This is a genomic window from uncultured Cetobacterium sp., assembly GCF_947038635.1.
Taxonomy (GTDB): Bacteria; Fusobacteriota; Fusobacteriia; order Fusobacteriales; family Fusobacteriaceae; genus Cetobacterium_A.
Genome location: NZ_CAMQXC010000038.1, coordinates 1 through 16,904, shown reverse-complemented (window position 1 = coordinate 16,904; position 16,904 = coordinate 1). Strand labels below are relative to the sequence as shown.

Genomic DNA, 16,904 nt, shown 5'->3' with positions numbered 1-16,904 from the left:
CAAAAAAAACATTAGCAGAAACTATAGAAGCTTTGAATAGCACTGTAGGAGTAATTGATTATAAAAATTTTGAAACTATTATAGAAAAAATCAGAGAAAGTGGTCGTATTTTGATAATAGGAGCTGGAATGTCGTCTATTGTAGCTAGAGATTTAGAGTTAAAATTAATGAAAATAAAAATAGATACTGTTCACTATGATAGTAAACAGATGCAACTTATGAAACTTTCAACAATGAATGAAAAAGATTTAGTTATAGCAATTTCTCATAGAGGAGAAACTCAAGAAGTTTTAGATGTTGCAAAAATTGCCAAAGATATGAAAGTTTGTGTTATATCAATAACATCAATTGGTAAAAATAGTCTTTCTTCTTTAAGTGATTATAATATTGGAGTTGTTTCTAAAGAAAGTGTATTAAGAAGTTCAGCTATTTCATCTAGGATGGCACAAATGATAATATTAGATAGTATTTTTTTAAGATTAATGCAAAAAGATTACAGAAAAGTAAAAAAATATATAGAAAAAAGTAAAGAAATAGTGGGATGGGTGGAAAAATAAATGGAAAAAATATTAGAAGGAAAAACAACAGAAACAAGAAATTTAAAGAGCATGAATATGGATAGCATGAGTATAAAAGAGGTTCTAACGCTTATAAATGATGAGGATAAAAAAGTTCCAGAAAGTATTCAAGAGGTTATTCCAGAAATTGAGAAGGCTGTAAAATTAATTATAGAAGCTTTTAATAACGGTGGAAGGTTGATATATATGGGAGCTGGAACAAGTGGAAGATTAGGGGTTTTAGATGCTGTAGAATGTCCTCCAACGTTTGGAGTAGATAAGACAAAAGTAATGGGATTGATAGCAGGAGGAGAAAAAGCTTTTGTAGAAGCACAAGAGGGAGCAGAAGATTCAAAAGAATTAGCTATAGAGGAGTTAAATGGAATAGAGTTAAAATCAAATGATATAGTTTGTGGAATAGCTGCATCAGGAAGAACACCATATGCAATAGGTGGGATTGAATATGCAAAAAAGTTAGGTTGTAAAACAATAGCAATTGCATGTAATAAGAGAAGTAAAATAGGAGAGGTAGCAGATGTGGCAATAGAGGTAGAAGTGGGACCTGAAGTATTGACTGGATCTACAAGAATGAAAGCAGGAACAGCTCAAAAATTAATTTTAAATATGATTAGTACTGCTTCAATGACAGGAATAGGAAAAGTTTATGAAAATTTAATGGTGGACTTAAAAATTACTAATATAAAGTTGCAGGAGAGAGCAAAAAATAATGTGATGCAAATAACGGGGTGTAGTTATGAAGTTGCTCAAGAAACATTAGAAAAAGCTAATAATCAAGTAAAAGTAGCAATCATAATGGTTTTATTAAAATGTGGTAAAGAAGAAGCATTAGAAAGGTTAAATGAATCTAAAGGTTTTATAAGAGATGCAGTAAAATAATATCAAGGGGAGAGTTAAATGGATAATCAATCAATAGCAAGAGAGATAATTGAAAAATTGGGATCAAAAGATAATATAGCAGTCATAAACAATTGTATGACAAGAGTAAGAGTTTCTGTTAAGAATAATGATAAAGTAGATTTTAAAAACTTAGATGAAATTCCAGGGGTTATAAAAGTAATAAAAGATGATACGATTCAAGTAGTTGTAGGACCAGGAAAGAGTAAAAAAATAGCAGATGAAATGAAAAAACTTTGTGGAGAAATATCAACTAATGATGATGAATGGAAAAAAACAAAAGAGAGTGTAAAGTCAAAGCAAAGTAAATTCTCTTCAGTATTGAGAAGATTAGCAAATATATTTATTCCATTGATTCCAGCGATAATAGGGGCAGGTCTTTTAAATGGAATAGCAGGGTATTTTCAGAATGTATACACAGCAGAGGGAATAAAAGATATGCCTATGTGGATAACATTTTTTCAAACTTTAGGTAGTGGTCTATTTGCATATTTTGCAATATTTGTAGGTATAAATTCAGCTAATGAGTTTGGAGCAACACCTGCGTTAGGTGGAGTTATTGGAGCAATAACAATAAGTGGTAATATAAATATATTTTCAAAAGCATTGGGATTGTATAATGCAGAAGTACCATTAAATAGTATATTGATTCCAGGTAAAGGTGGAATAATAGGTGTTATAATAGGTGTTGCAATTTTAGCTTGGGTCGAAAAGCAGCTTAGAAAAATTATACCAGATTTTTTAGATACAATTTTAACTCCTATGATTTCGTTATTGATAGTGGGAACATTAACAATATTTGCAATAATGCCTTTTGCAGGAGTAGTTTCAGATGGAATTATAAAGGTTTTTTCATTTTTTATAATGAGTGAAGGGCCGATGGCAATAATAGGTGGGTTTATATTAGCAGCATCATTTTTACCTCTATTAATGGTTGGATTACATCATGGACTAATACCATTTTATATGGTTCAATTAACACAATTTGGAAGTATTTCATTATTCCCTATACTTTGTATGGCAGGTGGAGGACAAATTGGTGGAGCAGCAGCAATTTATATAAAAGCAAAAAATAATAAAAAATTAAGAGATATAATAAGGTCTGCAATGCCAGTTGCAATATTAGGAATAGGAGAACCAATGCTTTATGGGGTAACACTTCCGTTAGGAAAACCATTCATAACAGCTTCGATAGCGGGTGGAATAGGTGGAGCATTTTTAGCAGCCACAAAAGTTCAAACAATAGCTTTTGGACCAGCAGGGATAACAGCTATTCCATTAGTTGTTCCAGGAAAAATTTTATACTATATAATTGGATTAGGAATATCTTATATAGCAGGATTTATAATAACGTATTTCTTTGGAATTCCAAAAGATATTGATGAAGCTATATAAAAAATAAAAAAATAAAAAAATAAAACTTTTTTTTAAAGATATATGTCTAAAAGATATAATAAAGAAAAAAGTGTTATAAAAATAAATAATCCCCCCGTATTAAAAGAACCTTCCTAAAAGAGGTTCTTTTAATTTTTTTAATAAAGGAAATATGATAAAATTAGAAAAGAACATATTGGGAGGGATGAGATGATTTTAAAATTTATAAATAAAATAAAAGATTATATAAGTGAGCTACAACTGACTCATTTTTATAGTCAGATGAAAGGAGCTTTAGAAAATTATAAAAGATCAAATTCAAATTTATGGGCAAATACCTTATGTTATTTTACAACATTATCTTTTATACCTGTTTTAGCGATAGCGTTTAGTATTGGAAGATGGTTTGGAATAGATAATTATTATCTTAAGCAATTAACAGAAAGTTCTCCGTTAAATGAGGAGACTGTAAATCTTATACTAGAAACAACTCAGAATTTGCTCCAAAATACTAGAAGTGGGATTATTGCTGGAGTAGGTTTTTTATCTTTAGGTTGGGTTATCATATCGATGTTTTCTGTGATTGAAAAAGCATTAAATAGTATATGGGGAATTAGAAAAACAAGGGGTGTTTTTAGGAAAGTGACTGATTATTTTATTGTTTTTTTAATGTTACCAGTAAGTGTGATTGGAGCCAATATATTAACTAATTTAAAAACTGATATATTTTACAGTAAACATATAATACAATTAATAGCGCCATATTTAGCGTTGTGGATATTTTTTGTATTTTTTTATACTGTTCTTCCAAATACAAAAGTAAATTTAGTTCCAACTCTTTGGAGTAGTTTTATAATTTCATTTTTATTAAATCAAAGTAATATGCTATTAGTAAGATTACAGATAATAATAACAACATATAATAAAATTTATGGAAGTTTTTCAGTTTTACTGCTTTCTTTAATATGGTTAAAAATTGTATGGTTTTTAATTTTAATAGGAGCACACTTTTCATATATTTTACAAAATAGAGATAGTCTAGGAAAAATTGGAATAATAAAAAAGATAAATTTTATTTCAAAGTATAGGGTTACTCAAAAAGTATTACTAACATTAATGGAAAATTATTTAAAAAATAATAAACCAATATCTGCTATAGAAATATCTGAAAGCTTAAAAATACCAACAGAGTTAACTAGAGGAATTTTAGATATGTTAAAAAAAATGGGCTATATTTCAACGATTGAATGTGAAACGACAGATGAAAAAAATTATAAACTAACAATGAGTGTAGAGATAATAACATTTAAGAAATTATATGAGGATATGGAAAATTTTGGAGAAAATTATGTGATAGACGAAGTTAAATTTAATGAAAATTCAAAAATAATTGAATATTTTAAAAATATTTGATTGACAAAGTTTTTAAAATATAATATATTTCTCTTACATAATATAGTGTAGGAGGAATTTATGAAAAATAAAATAAACGAGATACTGGCAAATGATGAAAAGGCTTCTTTAAATAAAATAGCTAAAGAATTGGATATTCCAATGATTGAAGTCTTAAGAGAAGCATCAACTGTAAAAAAATATGATATAGAAAAAATTGATGGGTTATTTGATATATTAAGAGGTTGGGAAAAGGTATTTTTACTAGTTGTTACTCCAAGTTTTGTATTAGAAATACAAGATAAGTTTCCAAAAGGATTTTATGCTCATGGATTCTTGAATTTTCATGATAAAAATTCGACAATAGGCGGACATTTAAGTGTGGGAAAAATAAAAGAGATTTTTTTAGTAAAAGATATAATGTTTGGAAGAGAGAGCTATTCTATAAAATTCTTTGGAGAGGATGAAAAGGAGATATTTGCAGTGTATGTTCCAAGAAATGAAAAGAAAGAGTTAATTGAAGAGTGTTTAGAAAGTTTTAAGAGTTTATAAAAATAAAAATAGGGAAAAGCTACTATAACTTTTCCCTATTTTTTATTTTATTTGTGCTTAGAAATAATATCTAAACTAAATTCAGTAGCTTTATCTAAATCCAATTGGTCTGGATGTGATTTAGCATCTTCCCATCTTTGCCTTCTTTCTTCGTTAGGAGACATTTTGTGATCAGATGGAAGTGTTGATAGCCAAGAGATTAACTTTGGATCAATGGCTCCTTGACAAAAGTATCCACCTAAAATATTGTTATTATTATTTTTTAATAGAGTTTCAATGTTGTTAACACAATCTTTAGCATGTTCAGAGTGTGGATAAGCACCTAAAGTAAAGAAATATGCAACATTTTTATCAAAAATTTGTTTAGCTAAAGTCAATGATGTTTGATCGAAAGTGGCTCTGTCAATCCAACCTCCCACAAAAATTAAATCATAGTCTAAATTTACAATTTCAGAGATTGGTAAAAGGTTAGCAGTTGGAATACCTCTATGAATAGCTTGAGCTATTTTTTCTGTATTTCCAGTCTTTGACGAATACGTAATAAGTATTTTCATAAAATTAAAATCCTCCCATTATTTTTGATTAAATTTAAATTCTTTATAAAAGTATAGTTTTATTGGTTTGTTATTTAAAGTTACAGGAGTCAATTTCCACTTGTTTAAAGTTTTTTCGACTTCTTTTTGGAAACCTAAACTATCTTTATTATTATAAAATTTAATATCTTCAATTTCGCCATTTAATCCCACAAGAAATCTAACTTTAATAGAAACTTCTTTAGTGTATGATACTCTTTTGGCAGCTAAAGGATACTCTGGATCAGGTTGAGAAATAAAAGAATATTTAAGTCCTTGGACCCCTTGATTTTTAGCAGCAAATACTCCTTGTGAAAGCTCAATTAAATCAGTATTAGTGTTTGTAGGTGTATTTATATTTTCTGATTGTTTAGATTTTTTAGCAGATTCATTTTTCTTTTTTTCTAAAACTTTTTTAGGTTTAGAATCTTTTTTATTCTCTTTTTTTATAACTTCTCTTTTTTTCTCCTCAATTTTAGGTTTATCTATTTTTTCTTCTAACTTTTCTTCTAAAACCTCTTTTAAAATTTCGTCTGATGATTCAGTTGGTTGAGGTTGTGGAGTTATTTGCATAGAATTGAAATTAACAGAGATAGATGGAGCGCTAAAATCATTTCCAATATTATTAATTTCAAAACTTTTATTTGAATCTAAAGAAAAACCAAAAATAAAAATAAATATATGTAAAACTATTGAAAAAATAAAAAACTTCATAATTCCTCCAAAAAATAAGTAGTAAATCCACAATGATTATAACAAAAAATATTTTAATTATCAAATTATTTATAAAAAAATACTTTGTTAGAAAAATATATTGACTATTTAGTACAAAATCATTATAATAACTTTGAATGTCAAAATATTTAATTTTAGGAGGGAATATATGATAGATATAATTAAGGCAGGAGGACCATTAATGGCTGTAATAATATTTTTATCAGTAGCAGGTCTTAGTGTGATATTAGAAAGAGGATACTACTTCTTTAAAAATGAGAAAGATAACGGAGAACTTTTAATAAATCATTTGGAGAAATTTATCAAAAATAATGAAAGAGAAAGAGCTATAAAAGCATGCGATTGCTTTAAAAATACATCTGCAAAAGTAATGAAAACAATTTTAATAGAATATAATGGTGAAAAGATGAATTGTTGTACTTATGATTATTTAGAAGAGAAAGCAAGAGAATGTGCTTTAAGAGAGATGCCAAAATTAGAAAAAAATATGTGGATTCTAGCTTTAGCAGCTAATGTAACTCCATTAGCAGGGTTATTAGGAACCGTAACTGGAATGATTGGAGCATTTACAGTTATGTCAAAGCATGGAGCGGGAGATCCAACAGTTCTAGCTTTTGGAATTTCTCAAGCGCTAATCACAACAGCATCAGGTTTAATTGTAGCAATACCTGCTTTAATATTCTATAATTTCTATCAAAAAAAGATTGAAAAAGCATTGGTTGATATGGAAAAAAATGTAGTTGAATTTATAAATATTTTAAGAAAGATGTAGGTATAGAATATGTTTAAATCAAAAGGGTTTATGAATTATCAAAGAAAACAATTAACACCAGATTTAACTCCATTGATAGATGTAGTGTTTTTACTTCTGATATTTTTTATGGTTGCTACAACATTTGATGATATGAAGGGTATGAAAATAGATTTACCTAAATCAGAGGTTTCTGAAATAACAGAAGCTATTGATAAAATTTCAATTTTAGTTGCAAGTAATGGAGAGCTAAAAATAAAAATAGATAAACAAAAAGAGAGTTCCATAGTAGATATAAAAAAAGATGAATTGCAAGAAAAAATAAAAAATACAATTATACTAATGGAAAATAAAAGAGTAGCAATATTAGCTGATAGAGGAATCGACTATGGAGATGTGGTAGATATAATGTCAGATATAAAGTTGGCTGGAGCACAAGCAATAGATATAGAGACTAAAGGGAAGTGATTAAATAATGTATTTTGAAACAAGATATAAGAGTCATCATAATTCTAGTGGATTAATAGGAAAGTATTATCCTCAAAAAAGAGTTACGGAGGAAGAATTTTTAAACATATTAAAAGAGGAACCTAAAGATGTTCCAAGAGCTATATATGTTCATACACCATATTGTGATAAAATTTGTTCGTTTTGTAATTTAAATAGAGAGCAATTAAGTGGAAGTTTAGACTCTTATGCAGATTATATTGTTAGTGAATTTGATAAATATGGGGATTACAGATATTTTAAGGAAAAAAGTATAGATGTGATATATTTTGGTGGAGGAACTCCAACAGTTTATAAAAATAATCAATTGGAAAAAATACTTCAAAGTGTTAATAGAAATATAAAATTTTCTGCAGAATATGAATTTACTTTAGAAACAACATTACATAATTTAAATGATGAAAAAATAGAGTTAATGAATAAATATGGAGTTAATAGATTATCTGTAGGTATTCAAAGTTTCTCAGATGAAGGAAGAAAATTTTACAACAGAACATACTCGAAAAATGAAACAATAGAAAGATTAATTCAATTAAAAGAAAAATTTAATGGAGAAGTTTGTATAGATATTATTTATAACTATCCAACACAAAAAATAGAGGATGCTATAGAGGATGCTAAGATTATAAAAAAGTTAGATTTAGGAAGTTCAAGCTTTTATTCATTAATGGTTCATGAAGGGTCAACATTATCTCATGATATAAAAGATGAAAAAGTTAAAATTCAAGAGGATTTAAAAAAAGAGAGAGAGTTACATGATGCATTTATAAAAGAATTAACTAAAGATAGTGATTATTACGTATTAGAGTTAACGAAGATAGCAAAAAAAGGAAGAGATAAATATAAATATATAAAAACTAGAAACTTTGGAGGAGACACTTTTCCAATTGGAGTTGGAGCTGGAGGGAATGTTGATAATATATCTATTTTTAGAATGAAGAAAGAGATGTCAATGTTTGTTGAAAAAAGTGATTATCAACAAAGATTGGATAAATTTAGTGGGTTATTTCAATTTCCACAAATAGATAAAAATATAGTAAAAGATATATTAACACCTGAAGAGATGATGGTTTTTGAAGAGTTGTTATTTAAGTTAAAAGAGAATAATTTTATGTTAGAAGATAAAGAATACTATAAACTAACTGAAGATGGCTTATTTTGGGGTAACAATATATCTAGAGAGATTTTAACAACAGTTGTTGAAAAAACTTTAGGATTAATAAAAAAGTAATGGAGAGGGATTAAAATTATGAACAAAAGAATAGCAATATTAAGTTTAATAGTAACAGCTTTAAGTTATTCAAATGATGATTTTTTCTATGAAGAAGCTAATAAAGGGGTTAAATTAAATGAAAGTGTAATTTCAACAACGGGGTTTGAAACAGCACAAAGAAATGTAACAAATACAGTAACAGTTATTACAGCTAAAGATATAGAGGAAAAAAACTATCAATCTGTATCAGAAGCATTAAAAGATGTACCAAGTGTAAATCTAATAGGAGATCCAAAAGATCCAATAATTGATATGAGAGGCCAAGGTAGTAAAGCAACAGCAAATGTACAGGTCTTAATAGATGGTGTAGGTGTAAATTTATTGGATACATCTCATGCAAAAACACCGATTAATACAGTTCCAGTTGAAAATATAGAGAAAATTGAGGTTATTCCAGGCGGAGGAGCTATTCTTTATGGAAGTGGAACAAGAGGTGGAATAATAAATATTGTAACAAAATCAGGAGCAGGTTATACGGGAGGTTCTGTTTCAGGAGAGTTAAATACTTTTGGTGGGAAAAAGGGTGAAGTTTCTTATGGAACGACAGTTGGAGATTTAGGTATAAATATCAATTATAATAAGAATGATTACAAAGGATTTAGAGATGGAGATGAATCAGATTCAGAATATTTTGAAGGAAGTTTAAAATATAAAATTGATGATAATCAAAATTTTACTTTTAAATATTCAAGATATAAAGATGATGCAACATCACCAAGAGCTCTTACAAAAGATATGTTATCAAATCCAAAAAGTAATGGTCTTGTTGGTAAATATGACGAGTTAATTGTTAATAATACTAAGAAAGATGAATTTACAGGAAAATATGAGTACAAATTTAATGAAAAAGTAACTTTAGATTTAGTTGGATTCTATCAGAAAACAGATATATATAATGAAAATAATTATGAAAAAATGAGTTATAGTGTTAAAAATTATATGGATTATACAGATGAAAAAATTGGATTTAAGCCGAAATTAAAAGTTAGTTATGGAGAAGCAAGTAGCTTAATTCTAGGTTATGACTATATAAATAACAATCTAAAAAGAGATAGTCAGATGGATATGTTTAGTTCAGAAAAATATAAAAATGATTTAACTAAAGATACTCATAGTGTATTTATTTTAAATAGGAATGCAGTTGGTAAATTTGAGTTTACTCAAGGGGTAAGATATGAGTATGCAGATTATAAAACTGATAGATCATACATAAAAAACTCTTTATCAAGTGGTGCAACAACAGCGAATACAAATATAAACAGAAAAACGACTATGGAAAATATGGCTTATGAATTAGTAGGAAACTATCTTTATTCAGAGACAGGAAATATCTATGTGAAAGGAGAAAAAGGATTTACTTCTCCAACACCTTCACAGTTAGTAGATAAAATAGATGGGGCGTATATCAATAATGATTTAGATTCAGAAACATATATAACATATGAGACAGGTTTTAAAGATTATGTATTTGGAAGTTTCATAAGTGGAGCAGTATATTTAACTGAAACAAATGATGAAATAGCAACAGAAAATTATAGTGGAATGAACTTTAGAAACTATAATATTGGAAAAACAAGAAGATATGGTTTAGAGTTAAATGCTGAGCAATATTTCGGAAAGTTAACAGTAAGAGAGGGATATGCTTTAGTTAAAACAAAAATATTGAAAGATCAAGATAAATCTATTGAGGGAAATGAGATAGCAGACGTTCCTACAAATAGGTTTAACATTGCATTAGATTATGAAGTAACTTCAAAAGTTAATGTTATCTGGGATACAGTATATTCATCAGGTTATTATTTGAATAATGAAAATACAGAGGGTAAGCAGAATGAAAATATTGTGACAAATTTAACATTAAATTATAGACCTGTTGAAAATTTAAGAGTTTATACAGGAATTAATAACATATTTAATGAGAAGTATTATAACTCTATAAGCTCAGATGGCAAAGAGTATAACCCAGCTGCAGAGAGAAGTCTTTACGCAGGATTTAAATACAATTTCTAAAAAATAGGAGAATTAATATGAAAAAACATATATCGTTAATATTAATTCTGGGAATAATACTAACAGGAACACTTTCTATTGGTTTAGGAAGTGTTTCTGTACCATTGGAACAACTATTTTCCATAAGTACAGCACCAGATTATATAAAAACAATAATTTATGATATAAGATTACCAAGAATAGTAATGGCATTATTAATAGGAATGATGCTTTCATCAAGTGGAGTAGTGGTTCAAGCAGTATTCCAAAATCCACTAGCTGATCCTTATATAATAGGAATTGCAGCAAGTGCTACATTTGGAGCTGTTATAGCGTATGTGTTTCAGTTACCAGATATTTTTTATGGGGTATTGGCATTTTTATCATGTTTGATAAGCACATTCATTATATTTAAACTATCAAATAGAAGTGGTAAGGTTGACATAACAACTCTTTTAATAGTAGGAATAGCTGTATCTGCTTTTATAGGAGCTTTTACATCTTTTGCTATGTATTTAATAGGAGAGGAATCTTTTAAGATAACTATGTGGTTAATGGGTTATTTAGGAGGAGCAACTTGGACAAAAGTGTTATTACTTATAGTTCCACTGATTTTTTCTTTAATATTTTTCTACTTACAAAGAAATCAATTGGATGCACTATTGTCAGGGGATGAAGAAGCTAATTCTTTAGGAGTTGATGTGCATACACTGAAAGCAAAAGTATTAACAGTATCAGCATTAGTTGTAGCGTTTTCAGTTGCGTTTTCAGGAATGATTGGTTTTGTAGGATTAATTATACCTCATTCAATAAGAATGTTAGTAGGACCATCTAACTCTAGGTTAATTCCTAATGCTGCCTTAGCGGGTGGATTTTTCCTATTAATTTGTGACACAATAGGTAGACTGTTTTTAGCTCCTGTTGAGATTCCAATTGGAGTTGTCACAGCATTCTTTGGAGCTCCCTTCTTCTTATATTTAGCATTTAAAGCTAAGGGAGGAAATTAATGGGAGTAAGAGTGAATAACCTTTCATTTTCTTATGGAGAGAGGGAGATTTTAAAAAAATTAAAAGTTAATATTACTAAAGGAAAAATGACGGGGATATTAGGACCAAATGGTTGTGGTAAGTCAACATTTTTAAAGAATATATTAGGTTATTTAAATCCAAGTGAAGGGGATATTGAATTTAATGGAAAGGAAACAAAGGAACTTTCTAAAAAAGAGAAAGCAAGATTGGTTTCCTTAGTTCCACAAAAATCAAACTTAATGACAAACATGTCAGTAAAGGATTTTGTTTTAATGGGGAGACTACCTCATTTAAAATCTAGTTGGGCAGGATATTCATATGAAGATAGAAGAAAAGTTGAGGATAATTTGAAGTTTTTAGGATTAGAAAAATTTTCTGAAAGAGTAGCAATTAGTCTTTCTGGAGGAGAATTTCAAAGAGTTTTATTAGCAAGAGCTTTAACTCAAGATCCAGAAATTTTATTATTAGATGAACCAACTTCAGCTTTAGATTTAAATCATGCAGTTGAATTATTAAATAAAGTAAAAACCTTAGTGGCTGAAAAATCTTTAACAGGAGTAGCAGTATTACACGATTTAAATTTAGCTGCTATGTTTTGTGATGAACTTATTATGATGAAAGATGGAGAGATAAAATATCAAGGAACACCATCTGAAGTTTTGACAGAAGAAAATTTACAAAAAGTTTATAATTTAAAGGCTAAAGTTATAAAAGATGAGAGTGGAATACCGTATATTATTCCATTAGTTTAGGAGGAAAGATGAAAAGAGTAATGACATTAATTTTTACTATTTTAATTAGTAATCTAGTTTATGCTTTAAAAATAGAAAATGATTTTATTATAGATTCAAGAGGTAATAAAATAGCAAAGAAAGAGTATAAAAAAGTTTTAATATTAGATCCGGCAGCAGTGGAGGCATTTTATTTAATTGGTGGAGAAAATAATATAGTAGCAATAGCGGATACTGCAAAAAATCCAATTTGGCCACAAGAAAAAACAAAGGATTTGCCAAAAGCAGGAACAATAATGAAACCTTCGGTAGAACAAGTTTTAATGTATAGCCCAGATTTAGTAATACTAAATACTATGTCTGAAGGTTTTGGAGAAAGTTTAAAAGCGAGAAAATTAAACTTTATAATTAATGAAGCTAATTCTTTTGAACAAATTTTAAATAATTTAGAAATATATGGAGTTATAACTGGAAAAGAAGAGAATACGGATAAATTAATTGATAGTTATAACCAAAAATTAAAAATGATAAAAGAGAAAATAGCAGAAAAGCCTTTAAATATAAAGGGAGGGTTTTTATTTTCAACATCTCCGATGATGGTATTTAGTCCAAATTCATTACCAGGTCAAATTTTCGATACTTTAGGAATAGAAAATATAGCAAAAGGGTTACCAGGTGGAAGACCAATATTATCGCCAGAATTTTTATTAGCAGAAAATCCTGACATACTTGTAGGTTCAATGGCTATAAAAAATAAAAATTATATTTTAAATAGTAATCCAGTTGTAAAACAAACAAAAGCAGGACAAAAAGGGAATATAATGATAATTGAATCAGACAAAATACTAAGAGGAACACCTAGAGTAATCGATGCTTTAGAAGAGTTATATAAGGAGTTGTCAAATGTTAAATAGTATTTTCAAGTACTATTTAAAAGAAAGAAAACTGCTAACTTATTTTTTAGTTAGCAGTTTTTTTGTAACTGTACTAGATTTATATGGACCAATAGTGGTTCAAAATTTAATTGATAACTCAATTCCCAAGAAAAACTTAAATGAATTTTTTATGTTCTCAGCTTTTTTATTAATACTTTATATTATAAGATTATTTTTATCAATTTACTCTAGTTCAAGAGGACAGCTGATGGGAAATAGAATAAAATTTTTTATGAGAGAAGATTTATTTAAAAAAATATTAAATCAACCAGATACATATTTTATGAAAAATCAAAGTGGAGATATTATATCAAGAGTTACAAATGATTTAGAAAATGTTTCAGCTCTTTTATACAGAGGACTAGAAGATTTTTTATTTTCAATATTATCAATAGTTGGAGCTATGGCTTTAATGGCTACTTTTAATTTGAAGTTAACTTTAATAACAATGATTCCTTTACCAATAGCTATATATTTTACAATAATTCAAAATAAGAAATTAAAATATGGTTATATAGAAGTAAGAGAGAGATTTTCTAAATTAACATCAGGAATTCACGATTCATTGAAGACTATATTCTTTATAAAAGATAATGTTCTAGAAAAAGATACTTTAGAGAAGTTTTCAAGTAAAAATAAAGAGTTATTAAGTGTAGAGAAAAATAATATATTTAACACATCAGCTTTAATGTCAGGTATTAATTTTTATAATCAACTTACTCAACTTATTGTTATATTTATAGGTGGATATATGCATATAAAAAGCGAAATAAGTTTTGGAGTTATTGTGAGTTTTATATTGTTGACTAATAGATTTAGAGTATATCTTTTAAGACTTATGGGACTTGTAGATGTATTTCAAAGAGGAGCTACAGGAATAAGTAGATTTTTAGAAGTTATGAATATTCCAAATATTAAAGATGGAAATACAATTATAGAAAAAAATATAGATAGTATAAAGGTAGATGGATTAAATTTTGCATTTGATAAACAAGAAGTTATAAAAAATTTATCAATAACTATAGAAAAAGGAGAAAAAGTAGCATTTGTTGGAGAGAGTGGAGTAGGAAAAACGACAATATTTTCACTTTTAAAAAGAACATTTTTACCTGAAGAAAATACAATTTTTATAAATGATTTATGTATCCATGAGGTAGATAGAGAAAGTTTGTTAAATAGAATAGCGATAGTCGATCAGAGAGACAGTTTAATGAATGAAACAATATTAGAGAATATAAAAGTGGTAAAAAGAGATGCAACAAAAAAAGAGATAGAAGAAGCATTAGAATTAGCTCAATTAAAAGAATTTGTAGAAAGTTTAGAAAAGAAAGAAAATACAAAACTAGGTCAAGGTGGAATTGAATTAAGTTCAGGGCAGAAGCAAAGGCTATCAATGGCAAGATTGTTTTTAAAAGACCCAGAAATCATATTTTTAGATGAAGGAACTTCAGCCTTGGACAATATTTTAGAGAAAAAAATAATGGATAATATTCTACAGAAATTTGAAGATAAAATAATAATTTCAATAGCTCATAGATTAAATACACTTAAAAATTTTAATAAAATTGTAGTTTTAGGTAAAGATGGAATTAAGGAGATGGGCGATTTTCAAAGTTTAATTGATAAAAAAGGTGTATTTTTTAATATGTACAAAGCTGGGAATTTATAAAATATACAACAAAGGTATAAAATGTTCTTGACAAAATTTGTTAAAAAATATATCATATATTTAAATAGTTTGATTAACAAAATTAAAGGAGAAAAAACAATTATGATGATGCCAATAAAATTTGATAAAGAACAAATAAAAAAAGAGGTAGAAGAGTTTAGAGGGGATTTTAAATCAGTTATATTAGGAACAAAATCTAAAAATGGAGATGTTGATGTGACATATGCTCCATACTTAGATTTTGAAGGGGAAGGATATATTTATATTAGTGAAATTGGAGATCATTTTGATAATTTAAAAGATAATCCTCAATTTGAAATTATGTTTTTACAAGATGAAAAAGATGCAGCTTCTGTTTTAGTAAGAAAGAGATTAAGATATAATGTAGTAGCTGAATTTAAGGAAAGAGATGAGAAATTTAATACAATATTAGATGCTTTTGAAGAGAACGTTGGAGAAGGAATGAAAGTTGTTCGTAAAATGGAAGATTTTCATTTAGTAAAGTTAAATATAGTTAATGGAAGATTTGTAAAAGGGTTTGGACAAGCATACAATTTAAAAAATGGAGACGTCATTCAAATGACAGGAGATAAAAAATCTCATAGATAAAAAAAGCCAATTAATTTGGCTTTTTTTAATATTTCTCTAAATGAATTTTAGAAAAATCCATATCTTTATCATCATGTGCAGGTTTGTGTTCATTTGGATAACCTAAGGAAATAATAGAAACTATTTTTAAGTGACTAGGTATATTAAAATTATTTTTAATATACTCTTCTGATTCTGTATTATCGCTTGTTTTTCTATCTTTAACATTTATCCAGCAACTTCCAAGTTCTAATTCAAAAGCTTTAAGTTGTATACTAAAAGAAACAATAGAAGCATCTTCATTCCAAGTATTTGAAATTTCAGGATTACCTAAGACAATAATGGCTGCATTAGCTTCTTTTAACATAGCAGATCCAATAGATTTTGATAAAGATAGCTTATTTAACGCATTTTTTTCTTTTATTAGAATTAACTCAAATGGTTTTAAATTTCTTCCAGTAGGAGCAGTTAAAGCTACCTTTAATATTTCATCTAATTTTTCTTTTTCAATATTTTGTGAAGTATATTTTCTAATTGATCTTCTTGATAAAAAATCCATAAATCCTCCAGTTTAAATTAGTATTTTTTTAATATTAACATATAAACAAAAAAATAAAAAGGAAAATCAAAAAAATTTTGAACAATATTTCAGAGAAGATTCGAAGGAGGGATACCAATGGGTAAATCTATAAAAGGAACTAAAACTGAACAAAATTTATTAAAAGCTTTTGCAGGAGAATCTCAAGCAAGACAGAGATACACACTGTTTGCAGATAAAGCTAGAAGTGAAGGTTATGAGCAAATTGCTGCATTATTTGAGGAAACAGCTCTGAATGAGCAGTATCATGCAAGAAGATTTTTCTCATATTTAGAAGGTGGACCAGTTGAAATAACAGCAACTTATCCAGCAGGGATAGTTGGAACGACTATGGAAAATTTAGAGGAAGCAGCAGAAGGAGAGTATGAAGAGTGGGCAGAGTTATACCCAGGATTCGCAGAAGTTGCTACAGAAGAGGGATTTCTACAAGTTGCAGCAGCATTTAAAGTTATTGTAGAAGTTGAGAAATTACATGAAAAAAGATATCGTAAATTATTAAAAAATTTAGGAGAAGATCATGTATTTAAAAAAGATAACGATGTAAGATGGAAGTGTAGAAGATGTGGGTATGTTCACGAAGGAACAGAGGCTCCAAAAGTTTGTCCATCTTGCTTAGAGAAGCAAAAAGAGTTTGAGTTAGAGTGTATTAACTATTAAAATAAAAAAACAGAGAGATAAAATTCTCTCTGTTTTTTTTATTGTAAAAAAATTGTTTTTTAGAAGAAAAATAGGGTATAC

18 protein-coding genes are annotated in these 16,904 nt (G+C 27.8%); 15 read left to right on the top strand and 3 right to left on the bottom strand.

Annotated elements, in window-relative coordinates:
• The 5 genes from Q0V08_RS05500 to hutX form a co-directional block, all read left to right on the top strand.
• Positions 1 to 557 (top strand): MurR/RpiR family transcriptional regulator (locus Q0V08_RS05500; RefSeq protein ID WP_297432806.1); only part of this gene is annotated, 557 nt, incomplete at its 5' end.
• The gene (gene murQ / locus Q0V08_RS05495; RefSeq protein WP_297432804.1) at positions 558 to 1,454 is read left to right on the top strand and encodes an N-acetylmuramic acid 6-phosphate etherase; all 897 of its coding nucleotides are present in this window, start codon (positions 558 to 560) and stop codon (positions 1,452 to 1,454) included.
• Between the two features lie 18 nt (positions 1,455 to 1,472).
• Positions 1,473 to 2,867, top strand: coding sequence for a PTS transporter subunit EIIC (locus Q0V08_RS05490; RefSeq protein ID WP_297432802.1), 1,395 nt, complete (start codon positions 1,473 to 1,475; stop codon positions 2,865 to 2,867).
• Positions 2,868 to 3,056: 189 nt separating this feature from the next.
• A complete protein-coding gene (locus Q0V08_RS05485; RefSeq protein ID WP_256689969.1) occupies positions 3,057 to 4,259 on the top strand; it encodes a YhjD/YihY/BrkB family envelope integrity protein in 1,203 nt (400 codons plus the stop codon).
• Between the two features lie 60 nt (positions 4,260 to 4,319).
• Positions 4,320 to 4,790: a heme utilization cystosolic carrier protein HutX gene (hutX, locus tag Q0V08_RS05480; protein ID WP_297432797.1), complete on the top strand. Its 471-nt coding sequence runs from the start codon at positions 4,320 to 4,322 to the stop codon at positions 4,788 to 4,790.
• A 47-nt stretch (positions 4,791 to 4,837) separates the two neighbouring features.
• Here the strand turns inward: hutX and Q0V08_RS05475 are convergent, their stop codons facing one another.
• Both Q0V08_RS05475 and Q0V08_RS05470 read right to left on the bottom strand, forming a co-directional pair.
• On the bottom strand, positions 4,838 to 5,344 hold the full coding sequence (locus Q0V08_RS05475; protein ID WP_297432795.1) for a flavodoxin family protein: 507 nt from the start codon (positions 5,342 to 5,344) through the stop codon (positions 4,838 to 4,840).
• Positions 5,345 to 5,362: 18 nt separating this feature from the next.
• The gene (locus Q0V08_RS05470; RefSeq protein WP_297432793.1) at positions 5,363 to 6,076 is read right to left on the bottom strand and encodes an energy transducer TonB; all 714 of its coding nucleotides are present in this window, start codon (positions 6,074 to 6,076) and stop codon (positions 5,363 to 5,365) included.
• Positions 6,077 to 6,245: 169 nt separating this feature from the next.
• Between Q0V08_RS05470 and Q0V08_RS05465 the strand changes: the two genes are divergently transcribed.
• The 9 genes from Q0V08_RS05465 to Q0V08_RS05425 all read left to right on the top strand — a co-directional run bounded on the left by Q0V08_RS05465 (position 6,246) and on the right by Q0V08_RS05425 (position 15,589).
• Positions 6,246 to 6,869, top strand: coding sequence for a MotA/TolQ/ExbB proton channel family protein (locus Q0V08_RS05465; RefSeq protein ID WP_297432791.1), 624 nt, complete (start codon positions 6,246 to 6,248; stop codon positions 6,867 to 6,869).
• 9 nt (positions 6,870 to 6,878) lie between these two features.
• Complete coding sequence (locus Q0V08_RS05460; protein WP_297432789.1) at positions 6,879 to 7,316, top strand: biopolymer transporter ExbD; 438 nt, start codon at positions 6,879 to 6,881, stop codon at positions 7,314 to 7,316.
• 7 nt (positions 7,317 to 7,323) lie between these two features.
• Positions 7,324 to 8,586, top strand: a complete 1,263-nt coding sequence (locus tag Q0V08_RS05455; RefSeq protein ID WP_297432787.1) for a radical SAM protein — start codon at positions 7,324 to 7,326, stop codon at positions 8,584 to 8,586.
• An 18-nt stretch (positions 8,587 to 8,604) separates the two neighbouring features.
• Positions 8,605 to 10,638, top strand: coding sequence for a TonB-dependent receptor (locus Q0V08_RS05450; protein WP_297432786.1), 2,034 nt, complete (start codon positions 8,605 to 8,607; stop codon positions 10,636 to 10,638).
• A gap of 17 nt (positions 10,639 to 10,655) precedes the next feature.
• The gene (locus Q0V08_RS05445) at positions 10,656 to 11,624 is read left to right on the top strand and encodes an iron ABC transporter permease (protein ID WP_297432784.1); all 969 of its coding nucleotides are present in this window, start codon (positions 10,656 to 10,658) and stop codon (positions 11,622 to 11,624) included.
• Positions 11,624 to 12,397 (top strand): ABC transporter ATP-binding protein, encoded by a 774-nt coding sequence (locus Q0V08_RS05440; RefSeq protein WP_185891197.1) that lies wholly within the window; start codon positions 11,624 to 11,626, stop codon positions 12,395 to 12,397. The genes Q0V08_RS05445 and Q0V08_RS05440 overlap by 1 nt, the downstream gene beginning before the upstream one ends.
• 8 nt (positions 12,398 to 12,405) lie before the next feature.
• Positions 12,406 to 13,290, top strand: a complete 885-nt coding sequence (locus Q0V08_RS05435; RefSeq protein ID WP_297432781.1) for an ABC transporter substrate-binding protein — start codon at positions 12,406 to 12,408, stop codon at positions 13,288 to 13,290.
• Positions 13,280 to 14,980, top strand: a complete 1,701-nt coding sequence (locus Q0V08_RS05430) for an ABC transporter ATP-binding protein (RefSeq protein ID WP_297432780.1) — start codon at positions 13,280 to 13,282, stop codon at positions 14,978 to 14,980. Before Q0V08_RS05435 ends, Q0V08_RS05430 begins: the two co-directional genes overlap by 11 nt.
• Before the next feature lie 102 nt (positions 14,981 to 15,082).
• A complete protein-coding gene (locus tag Q0V08_RS05425; protein ID WP_297432778.1) occupies positions 15,083 to 15,589 on the top strand; it encodes a pyridoxamine 5'-phosphate oxidase family protein in 507 nt (168 codons plus the stop codon).
• A 25-nt stretch (positions 15,590 to 15,614) separates the two neighbouring features.
• On the opposite strand, the gene Q0V08_RS05420 is transcribed toward Q0V08_RS05425, so the two are convergent.
• Positions 15,615 to 16,127, bottom strand: a complete 513-nt coding sequence (locus tag Q0V08_RS05420; protein WP_297432776.1) for a nitroreductase family protein — start codon at positions 16,125 to 16,127, stop codon at positions 15,615 to 15,617.
• A 117-nt stretch (positions 16,128 to 16,244) separates the two neighbouring features.
• Between Q0V08_RS05420 and rbr the strand changes: the two genes are divergently transcribed.
• The gene (rbr, locus tag Q0V08_RS05415) at positions 16,245 to 16,823 is read left to right on the top strand and encodes a rubrerythrin (RefSeq protein WP_297432775.1); all 579 of its coding nucleotides are present in this window, start codon (positions 16,245 to 16,247) and stop codon (positions 16,821 to 16,823) included.
• Positions 16,824 to 16,904: the final 81 nt, after the last annotated feature.